This window comes from Spiroplasma sp. ald (genome assembly GCF_044714355.1).
Classification (GTDB): domain Bacteria; phylum Bacillota_I; class Bacilli_A; order Mycoplasmatales; family Mycoplasmataceae; genus Spiroplasma; species Spiroplasma phoeniceum.
Genome location: NZ_RXFY01000035.1, coordinates 1 through 9,921 on the forward strand (window position 1 = coordinate 1; position 9,921 = coordinate 9,921).

Annotated in this window: 10 protein-coding genes and 1 pseudogene; 2 read left to right on the forward strand and 9 right to left on the reverse strand. The window is 25.4% G+C overall.

What is annotated here, in order from left to right; genetic code table 4:
* Positions 1 to 59 precede the first annotated feature (59 nt).
* The 5 genes and pseudogenes from EHU54_RS02700 to EHU54_RS02720 all read right to left on the reverse strand — a co-directional run bounded on the left by EHU54_RS02700 (position 60) and on the right by EHU54_RS02720 (position 5,720).
* A complete protein-coding gene (locus tag EHU54_RS02700) occupies positions 60 to 848 on the reverse strand; it encodes a type III pantothenate kinase (protein WP_400248803.1) in 789 nt (262 codons plus the stop codon).
* Complete coding sequence (coaBC, locus tag EHU54_RS02705; protein ID WP_400248804.1) at positions 848 to 2,014, reverse strand: bifunctional phosphopantothenoylcysteine decarboxylase/phosphopantothenate--cysteine ligase CoaBC; 1,167 nt, start codon at positions 2,012 to 2,014, stop codon at positions 848 to 850. The genes EHU54_RS02700 and coaBC overlap by 1 nt, the downstream gene beginning before the upstream one ends.
* Before the next feature lie 69 nt (positions 2,015 to 2,083).
* Positions 2,084 to 2,578 carry a hypothetical protein gene (locus EHU54_RS02710; protein WP_400248805.1) on the reverse strand — a complete coding sequence of 165 codons (495 nt, stop codon included), beginning with the start codon at positions 2,576 to 2,578 and terminating at the stop codon, positions 2,084 to 2,086.
* A 148-nt stretch (positions 2,579 to 2,726) separates the two neighbouring features.
* On the reverse strand, positions 2,727 to 4,070 hold the full coding sequence (locus EHU54_RS02715) for a hypothetical protein (RefSeq protein ID WP_400248806.1): 1,344 nt from the start codon (positions 4,068 to 4,070) through the stop codon (positions 2,727 to 2,729).
* A 43-nt stretch (positions 4,071 to 4,113) separates the two neighbouring features.
* A pseudogene (locus tag EHU54_RS02720) lies at positions 4,114 to 5,720 on the reverse strand (formate--tetrahydrofolate ligase).
* A gap of 181 nt (positions 5,721 to 5,901) precedes the next feature.
* Here EHU54_RS02720 and EHU54_RS02725 point away from each other — a divergent pair.
* Positions 5,902 to 6,762, forward strand: a complete 861-nt coding sequence (locus EHU54_RS02725) for a bifunctional 5,10-methylenetetrahydrofolate dehydrogenase/5,10-methenyltetrahydrofolate cyclohydrolase (RefSeq protein WP_400248807.1) — start codon at positions 5,902 to 5,904, stop codon at positions 6,760 to 6,762.
* A 74-nt stretch (positions 6,763 to 6,836) separates the two neighbouring features.
* On the opposite strand, the gene rbfA is transcribed toward EHU54_RS02725, so the two are convergent.
* Positions 6,837 to 7,217 carry a 30S ribosome-binding factor RbfA gene (rbfA, locus tag EHU54_RS02730; RefSeq protein ID WP_400248808.1) on the reverse strand — a complete coding sequence of 127 codons (381 nt, stop codon included), beginning with the start codon at positions 7,215 to 7,217 and terminating at the stop codon, positions 6,837 to 6,839.
* Between the two features lie 125 nt (positions 7,218 to 7,342).
* Between rbfA and EHU54_RS02735 the strand changes: the two genes are divergently transcribed.
* Positions 7,343 to 8,125: a hypothetical protein gene (locus tag EHU54_RS02735; protein WP_400248809.1), complete on the forward strand. Its 783-nt coding sequence runs from the start codon at positions 7,343 to 7,345 to the stop codon at positions 8,123 to 8,125.
* Between the two features lie 22 nt (positions 8,126 to 8,147).
* On the opposite strand, the gene EHU54_RS02740 is transcribed toward EHU54_RS02735, so the two are convergent.
* The 3 genes from EHU54_RS02740 to EHU54_RS02750 form a co-directional block, all read right to left on the reverse strand.
* On the reverse strand, positions 8,148 to 8,375 hold the full coding sequence (locus EHU54_RS02740) for a hypothetical protein (protein WP_400248810.1): 228 nt from the start codon (positions 8,373 to 8,375) through the stop codon (positions 8,148 to 8,150).
* A gap of 276 nt (positions 8,376 to 8,651) precedes the next feature.
* Positions 8,652 to 9,332: a UPF0236 family transposase-like protein gene (locus EHU54_RS02745; RefSeq protein ID WP_400248811.1), complete on the reverse strand. Its 681-nt coding sequence runs from the start codon at positions 9,330 to 9,332 to the stop codon at positions 8,652 to 8,654.
* Between the two features lie 83 nt (positions 9,333 to 9,415).
* Positions 9,416 to 9,921 (reverse strand): UPF0236 family transposase-like protein (locus tag EHU54_RS02750; protein ID WP_400248812.1); only part of this gene is annotated, 506 nt, incomplete at its 5' end.

Genomic DNA, 9,921 nt, shown 5'->3' on the forward strand with positions numbered 1-9,921 from the left:
AAGACATAATTAATTAAAATTATAATTTGCTATTAGTATCTTTTTAAAAATATTTACAATTATTTTAATAGGTTATGCAAGAAGTCTATTAATTTATTATCTTGTAAAATGGCAACTAATCCTTTAAAAAGTAAATCTTTATCATAATGGTAAGTAACTAATTTTTTAATGTAAACAGCATTACCTCCTGTTAAAATTACTTGTGGTTTTATTGCTTCAGTTGCAAGTTGGTTAACAAAAGCAGTAATTGCTAATAAATGACCATTGACTAATCCAATATTGATTGCTTGTTTAGTATTTTTTCCTAAAGTCGCATTGTCATAAGAAAAATCAAATTTTTGTAATAATTGTGCCCGTTCAAATAAAGCTTCTGCTGCTGTTTCTAAACCCGGCATAATAATTGTTCCTAAGAGAATTCCTTGTTTTAGTAATGAAATTGTTGTTGCTGTTCCCATATTAACTAAAATAACATCTTGTTTAGGAAATAAAACTAATGTTGCATATGAACCAACAATTAAATCAGCACCCAGATTGCGAAGATTAGGAATGTCTGTTTTTAATCGCTCAGTAAACAAATTTTTTTTAACTTGATAAAAAGGAATTTTTAAATCTGCAGCTAATTGGTAAAATAAATCATCTCACATTGGCCGAACAGAAGATAAAGCTAATAATGTAAGATCTGTTAAAACTAATTTTATTGTACTTAAACCAGTTATTATTTTTTGCCGAAAATTCTTTTCAGCAACTAATTCGCGACTAGACATTGTTAAAAAAACAATAATCTTTTTTTGAGAATTAAGAATTGCAAATTTAATTGCTGTATTACCAATATCAACTAATAATTTCATTACTGTGTTCGCTCCTTTATTAATTCACTAATTGCTGCTAAAATTTCTTTTGCAATAATAATTTTGTTTTGACTAGGAATTTGTTGATGCCCTTTTTTTGTTAATAAAATAATTTCATTTTGATCAGTACCCATAACATTAATTTGATTGATAATAATTAAATCTAAATTTTTGTCAATTAACTTTTGACGAGCATAATCTAAATCAAAATTATTTTGAGCACTAAAACCAACTAAAATTTGGTGCTGTTTTAACTTACCTAATTCAGATAAGACATCAACATTAGGAAGTAATGATACAGCAAGTTGAGGATTTTTTCGCTTGCTAATTTTTCCTTTAATAGGAACCGCAACTTGATAATCATTTAAAGCAGCGCACGCAATAATAATGTCTTGTTCTTTATACGTTTTTAACATTGCTATTAACATTTCATTGTTTGTGTTTGCTTTAACATGCTCATAATAAATTGGAAAATCACAATCACCAACAATTGTTGTTAAGGAACAGTTTGTTCATGTTAATACAGTATGCAATGCATTTCCCATTTTCCCGCTCGAATTATTTGTCAAATAACGAATATCATCTAAATATGTTTTTGTTCGCCCAAAATTAAGCATAACTTTTTTATCTTTTCACAAGTTTTTTCAAACTAAAAATTGCTTTATTTCCTTTAAAACATCTTCTCATTCTCAGGCACGACCAATCCCAACCATATTGCAAGCAAGCATCCCTGAACGAGGTTCATAAATTTGATTCCCATCTACTATTAATTGTGCTAAATTCCGTAAATTAGCTGGTGATAAATACATCTTACTATTCATTGCAGGAAAAATCATTTTATAACTTTGCGTAGCACTATATACTAAACTCGCTAACGTATTTGTAAAACCATGAGCAATCTGAGCAATAAAGTTTTGTGTTGCTGGGTAAACAACAAATAAATCAACTTGCTCAGCAACTGTAATATGTTCTGATAAGTCTTTTTTATCATAATATTGTTTCATAAAAATTTCGTTTTTTGCTGTTGTTGGTCAATCCTTTAAAAATTTTAAAGCATCTTGTGTTAAAAGCAATTCAACATCATGTTCTTTCTTCAATGCTTCATATAAATGAAGACCCTTATGAGCAGCAATGCTTCCCGTAATAACTAAAATAATTTTTGCCATCTTAACACCTCACTCATTGTTATAATTATATAATTAAAAATCGATATATTTATGTTAATATATCGATTTTTAATTATTACCTTGTTGTTTTCTTTGCAAAAAAACAGCCTGCATTCTTTGTTGCGATTCGGCAATAATTCCTTCTACTAATTCTTGGCATTGTTGTTGCTCTAAATAACGGCAATAAAAGTTACGAATAATATTTAATCGTTCACCATAACGTTCTTGGGCAAAATATTTTACCTTTTTTAATATTGAGATATAGGCATATTGTAAATCTAATGGTTTTTGATAAATTTTTTGATAAACCTGTGCATATTCTTTAATTAACTCGGTTGCCTTATATTCTAAGGCTTTTGTTCATTCAATAATCATTCGTTTTAAAATTTCATCTTTTTGTGTTGAATTATATTTTGAACTTTTCATAACATAATACAATTTTATTTCTAATGCTAAGACAGGATTATTATGTGATATAATTTTTTCATTATTCACAATCATTGATAATTCACGAATAACATTATCATAAAATTGGCTACAATTGTTCCCTCCTAAAGTTGACACTTTTTCACCCCACATAATAAATAGTTTTTAAATCCTTATAAATAGTTTCAATCAAGTATCTTTCTCATTTAATAACATTATACCGTATATTTATTATTTTTAATTAAAAACTTAACTAGGAAAAGTTCTAATTCATAGTTTTTATCCTTTAATTATCATTACCAATAACATAATCATCATTTTTTAAGTTATAAACAGAAGTCATAATAGCTTGCAATCGCATATAATAATTTGATGATGAAATAATTGGATATTTTTTATCAAAATAAACCTTAATATATGTCAATTTTTTACGATAAGTTGTTAATCATTTATGTGCAATTAAATTTAGTTCCTCCATAATCTCTCGTTGATTAACACTTATGGCATCTTTTCGTTTTGCCGGATCCAGTTTTTTAAATAGACCTGTTGCTTTTTGTTTAAAATTAATTGCGTAATCAATAAAACCAACTACCCCTGAAATTTTAACTGGTGTAACATAAATTCCTAAATCATGATTACGGCAGTAATCATACTGAATTCGCGAAAAATTAGTATTTTTAAACTCTGATTGAACATAATTTAAATCATTAAATTCTTTAATATTATAAATTTTAAAATCCACATAATAATCATATGGTGTTAAAAAGCAATTATTGGTATATCAACTATAGCGTGAAATTGATTCAAAAATTTCTTCTTCAATAAATTCAAATTCACGAAAATAATATGTTTCTGTTTTTCAAAACCGTTCTAAAATATAAAAAATTAATTCTTCACCATCAATATTATTTAAAAATCAATTTTTTTGAAAATTAATATTACGATACTTCATTAAATCTTGTTTTTCAATCCGCTTACTCATATCAATTTTTTGTAAATAATTATCATATCTTTTTGTAAAATATTCATAAAACCATCGTAAAGTTAAGGTATATAAAATATAATAATATGGAAAATCATCTTTCAAAACATACTTAATCAGTTTTATTAATGTTCGTAATAAATTATTAGAAATCTTATTAGCTTTATTAAAACCGTGGACAACTTGAATAACATTATCATTTTTTTCAATTCCATTTCGTCAAAAAATATATGTTAATTCTCCCTCTGAATTTTTTTTATAACAAAAAGGAATAATTCTTACAATAAAATTAATTTCATCGTTAACTTGATATTCTAAATAACCATCATTTTGACTATCCTTGATAACTGTTCCTTTGCTAATATTTTTGCGCATTTCATTTAAAACAACTTGAAACATTTGTTCACGTAAGCCTATTTTATTTTTAGGATGATACTTAATAATGGCTAATTCTAACTCTAACTTGTCATATTTTGTTAATGTTTTAAAACCATATTCACCAAGAGCAATTGTTTGATAACCTAATTTTTGAAAACTATTTTTATAAATTCTAAAAATTTCCTGCATTTTTTTTCGAATATTAGTTGCTAAATTAAGTTGTTTACTAACAATACTATTTAATTCTAAAAACTTTGCTTTTTTCTGCATTAAGTTCGCCCCTATTTTCTACTTAAAAATATTATAACAAAAATTATTTAATATTTATAATCTCATCATTCACAACATCAATGCTAACAGCATTAGGAATTTTATTTAAACCCGGCATCCTAATAATATCTGCTAAATAAGCAATAAAATATTCTGCTCCTGAATTAATTTTTAAGTCACGAATAATAATTTGATCATCATAAGGATTTTTATTGCCAAAAATTGTTTGATGATTTTTAACCATACAAACTGGTCAATGTTGATATTTTGTATTTTGTTGATAAAAATCAATCTTTGTTTGTGCCAAGGGACTAAAAACAATTTTTGTTGTTTGATAAATTTTTGTACAAATTATTTTAATTTTTTCAGTAAGCGATGTTGTTGATGGATTAAATAATAATTGATATTGTTGTGGTTTTTCAATTTCTTTAAGAATAGTTTTAACCAAAGTTGGATTATCTTTAATTCCGAAATGATATGTATTATTAATTCCAAATGGAATTTTTTGTTCTTTTAACCATTCAGTCACGACAGCAATTTCTTCAGGAGTGTCAGTTGCAAATTGATTTAAACAAACAACAAAATTTAAATGGTAATTTTGAATAATTTTAACATGATGTTGTAAATGCTCTAATTTTTTTTCAAACTACCTAGATCAGCTGTTGCTAATGTTGTTTCAATAGCACCACCATGTAATTTTAATGCTCTAATTGTTGCTACTAACACGGTACAATCTGGTGTATATTCCTCGTTTAAATTAATAATATCATTAAATTTTTCAAACCCTAAGTCACTCCCAAATCCAACTTCACTAACAACATAATCACTTAATTTTAATGCTAAATTTGTTGCAATTAAAGAATTTGTCCCATGGGAAATATTTGCAAATGGCCCACAATGTATTAATAATGGTGTACCATATTTTGTTTGTGCTAAATTTGGCAATAAAGCGTTTTTTAATAAGGCTAATAATGAACCCGTAATTTTTAATTCGTGTAGGTAAACTGGTTCATTATTCAAATTATAAGCAACTATTGCTTGGTCTAAACGACGACGTAAATCATCAAAATCTTTACTTAAACCTAAAATTGCCATAATTTCGCTAGCAGCAGTAATTTGGAAATGTTCTGAACGATGTAATTTATCATTAATTTTTATTTCAATATTTCGTAAAGCACGATCATTAACATCTAAACAACGTTGTCAAACAATTTGTTTAGGATCAATTTGCAGTGGATTTCCTCAATAAAGAAGGTTATCAATCATAGCACTGACCATATTATTTGCTGTTGTAATTGCATGAAAATCACCAGTATAATGTAAATTAATTTCATTTTCTGGTTCCATAATGCATTCGCCGCCACCGGTTGCTGAACCTTTTAATCCAAACACTGGTCCTAACGATGGTTCTCGTAATGCTAAAGTTGTTTGATATCCTAAATGATTCAACATATCAGCAATACCAATTGAACAAGTTGTTTTTCCCTCTCCTGCTTTGGTTGGATTAATTGCTGTCACTAAAATAAACTTTGCTTTTTTAGGTAAATTAATAAAATTAAAGGCTTTTACTTTTGCCATATAATCACCATATTTAATTAAGTCATCATCTTTTAAATTAATTTTTGTTCCAATTGTGATAATTTTTTCCATTTTCTTTTACTCCTTTTAATTAATAATGTCCTATTTCTTAGGGAGTGTCAATAATTTTTAAACACGATGCTATTTTAAAAATGCTAAGATTTTGTATTTAATTATTTAACTCTTTCAGATACAATAATTTATATAATAATTTATATACAGGTATTTTAGCATAGAAAAGAGCGAAAATTTAATGGATAAAACAAAAATAATTGATGGGAAAATGGTTAGTGAATTAATCAAAGTAAAAATAACTAAACAAATTTTAAAAATTAAGGCAAAAAAGCAACGTGTACCTGCCTTAACAATTATTCAAATTGGTAATAATAAAGCTAGTACTACTTATATTAAAAATAAAAAAATTGCTTGTGAAAAAGTTGGTATTACTTGTAATGTATTAAATTATCCAGATAGTATTGCCGAATCAGCTTTAATAAAAATTATTAATGACTTAAATAATAATTCTAATATTGATGCAATTCTTGTTCAACTTCCATTACAAGGGCATATCAATAGTGAAAAAATTATTAACACAATAACAACTAAAAAAGATGTTGATGGGTTTACTCCAGAAATATTACGCAATTTAATGCTTGGACATTATAACTTATTGCCAGGGACGCCAAAAGGAATTATCGCCCTTTTAAAACACTACCAAATTCAATTAGCAGGACAGCATGTTGTAATTATTGGCCGTAGTAACATTGTTGGTAAACCCCTTGCTAATCTTTTAATAAATGCCTCAGCAACTGTAACAGTTTGCCATTCACAAACAAAAAATTTATCTGTTTTTACAAAACAAGCTGATATTTTAATTTCTGCCGTGGGGAAAGCTAAATTTGTTACAGCAGAGATGATTAAAGAAAATGCTATTGTGGTTGATGTTGGAATTAATCGTGATGAAAATAATAACTTATGTGGTGATGTTGACTTTAATAATGTTTTATCAAAAGTAAAAATGATTACCCCTGTTCCTGGCGGAGTTGGACCAATGACAATTGCCGCATTATTAGAAAACATCTTATATCTTTATCAATTAAATCAAGAAATATAAAAATGTTTCTTTTAACTTTTATATCACCAATATTTTAGTTAAAAGAAACATGCTTTGTACTTTGATAAGGTTTCTTATTTTAAATTTTGCAAGATTGCTTCAATATTATTCGCATTATCTAATGAATGATCAAAAACAAATTCTAAACCCGGACAACGATAAATTTCTAATTTATGCGCTAATTTACTTCGAATTTCATTTTTATAATTCTGAACAACATTGTGAAGTTCTGCCTCTGATTTATTTAATAATGATGAATAATAAACCTTTGCATGACTCAAATCATTTGATAATTTGACAGCATGAATTCATATAGTATTTAAAATTTCATCACGAATTTCTCGTTGCATAATAATTGTTAAATCACGGGTAATCAAAGATTGCATTCTTTCAACTTTAATTTTATTTGCCATTATCTCACCTTTTTCTAACTTACTAGCATTATAACAAAGCATTTTATAAAAAGGAATAATTTTATTAATAAACAAAATTATTTTTAAAAAGAACTGAAAAAAGGATTAGATGTAATTAAAAAAACAATTTTTATGTGATAGTATGTAAAATATACCAAGGAGGGACTATGAAACGTTGAAATTATCGGATTTGATACAAAGATTATCTCTGATATTATAAAGTAATAATTGCCAGTTTAGCTTTTGGATTTTTAACTTATGGATTTTACATGGATATTTTTAAAGAATTTTGATATGTAAAAGGAACAAAACTTACTAGTTTGCAAAATTATGACATCTTATTAAGTTTTTATTCTGTTCAAGTTAATATCATAACTATTACTTGGTTAATATTAGCAATTTTTAATCATCATCGTGAACAAAAAAGTTGATTTTTTTCAACTAATGCTAAATTAAGTATTTTAAACTGAAATTTATTAATGTTTTTTATTTTTTGAATTGGAATTATTATTGGTTATAAAAACGGAGAAGTAACAATTTCTGAATATAGTAAAGCACAAATTAGTTGTACTGTTGTTACTCATTTTATTATGCCAATTCTCTTTTTTGGTTATACCTTCTTGTCATTTGGTGATCATCGTCTTAGTTGAAAAAAAGACTTTTTACAAAAAGATTGATGAATTAGTTTAAGTTATTCATCTTTTTATTTAATGTATGTTATTGTGCGGGCAGCAGCTTGAAAACGAGATGACAATATTACTTGAACATATCCTTATCCATTTTTAGACATTGATAATCCAATTATTTCAGGATTATCAAGAGTACAAGCAGCATGTTTTATTGCTTTTATTTTTATTATTGTTTTTACTATTTTTCACATTAGTTTGCATAGTCTTAACAATGGTATGTACCGTGTTTTTAATAAAAATCAAAATAAAAAAAGAAAATAGTGATAAATAAAGTTATTTATCACTATTTTCTTTTTGCAGTTGTAATAAAATTTATTATTGCTATTAAATATTCCGTTGAATTATGATATATTCCGCGAACATGATCACAATCAAAAACAATTCGACGACTAATTTTTTGTTTTTCATACTTACGCTTATTCTGGTAAGCTACCCACCCCATTATATATGGTGTTGCATGATCTTTCTTATTCAAGACATATAACACTGGTAATTTTGCTAATGCTTCCAAATTCTCACCAGGATTAACTTGTTCTGGATCATACCTGCGTGTTTCAATCGCATAACGACAAATTGCATAATAATGTTCATAATAATTAACTTTTGTGGCCGTATAAATTATTTTGGGGTCTTAAATTAATATCTTAGAAATTGTGGAATAATATACTACTTACTTATTTAGATTGTATTACTTTTAATTTTATTGTCAATATATTTTTCTATTTTTTTAAATTTTTCCACAACAAAAATACATTTTTATTAAAGTTATTTAATTTCTTAGATAAAACTAATAAAAATATAAATTTTTTTGTAAATTATTATTTATAAAATTATTAACTGAATAATTAAATTTATTTTCTTCTAACAATTGTTCATTACTATTAAATAAATCAATTTTATTTTTTAATCTCATCATACTAGCATTTAATTTATTTCTAATAGTTTTTTCGCTATAAATTGCTTTTTTAATCATCGTGCCTTTTCAATAATGAGAAATATCACCTTCAATATCACAACCAATATTATTTCATAGTGTTTGATTTCTGACACCTTCTTCATTATTTTTAATTAATCTAATAGTTTTATTCAAAAAATCTAATTTAGAATCACTTATAAAAGATTTACTATCTTCTAAACGCTGTAATAATTCTTCATATTTACCATTATAAAAATTATCAACGGCCTTATGATATGCTTCTCTATTTTCCTTATTTTTATTTTGATATGGATATAGTTTTTTAAATCTACTTGTAAGATGAAATTTATCTATTGTATAGTGAATTTTATTTTTAGGAAAATATTGATGCATAAAATTTTTAGTATTTTTAATTCATAATGCACCATCACCTAAAATCATAATTTCAATATTGGGTGTCATGTTGTAATGAGTTTCAATTAAAGAAAATAATTTTATAAGAACTGGTTTTAAATTCGCTTCTTTTTTAAGATAATCTGGAATATTATCCATTTCAAAAACACCTAATTTATTTGCAATTACAGGTCTTTTTACAGTATATTTTTCTTCATCATACCCAGTATGTACAGTACATGCTATCGTATGTTTTTTTTTTTTTTTTTTGTTGCATCTAACATTTTCAAATAAGTACCATCCATTTGAATATATAAAGTATGTGGAATATCTATATTTTTATTAGTTTTATTAATGTAATATTCTTCATCAGTTTTGGCACTTTTCATAATATTAGATATTGTCATTAAACTAATTTTTACATGTTCCATAGTATCTAAAATATCTTTATATCTTTTGTTCTCAGTAATAAATGATAATATTTTTTCTTTAACAGTATTATCTATTCTTTGTCATTTTTCAATTCCTAAAATTTTATCCAAAGGAAAAATATATTCTTCTTTACCTGTTTCTGAATTAATTTTATAATATCTTCTTCTTTTAAAAGTTATTTTTCAATTTAAAATTACCAATGTTCTTTCAATTTTATCTTTTACTTTATAATCTTTAAATTTTTTTAAAGTTTCATCAATTTTATAATTTTTAAAAATTCATTCATCACAATTTTCTAAATTTTGTTGAATAATTT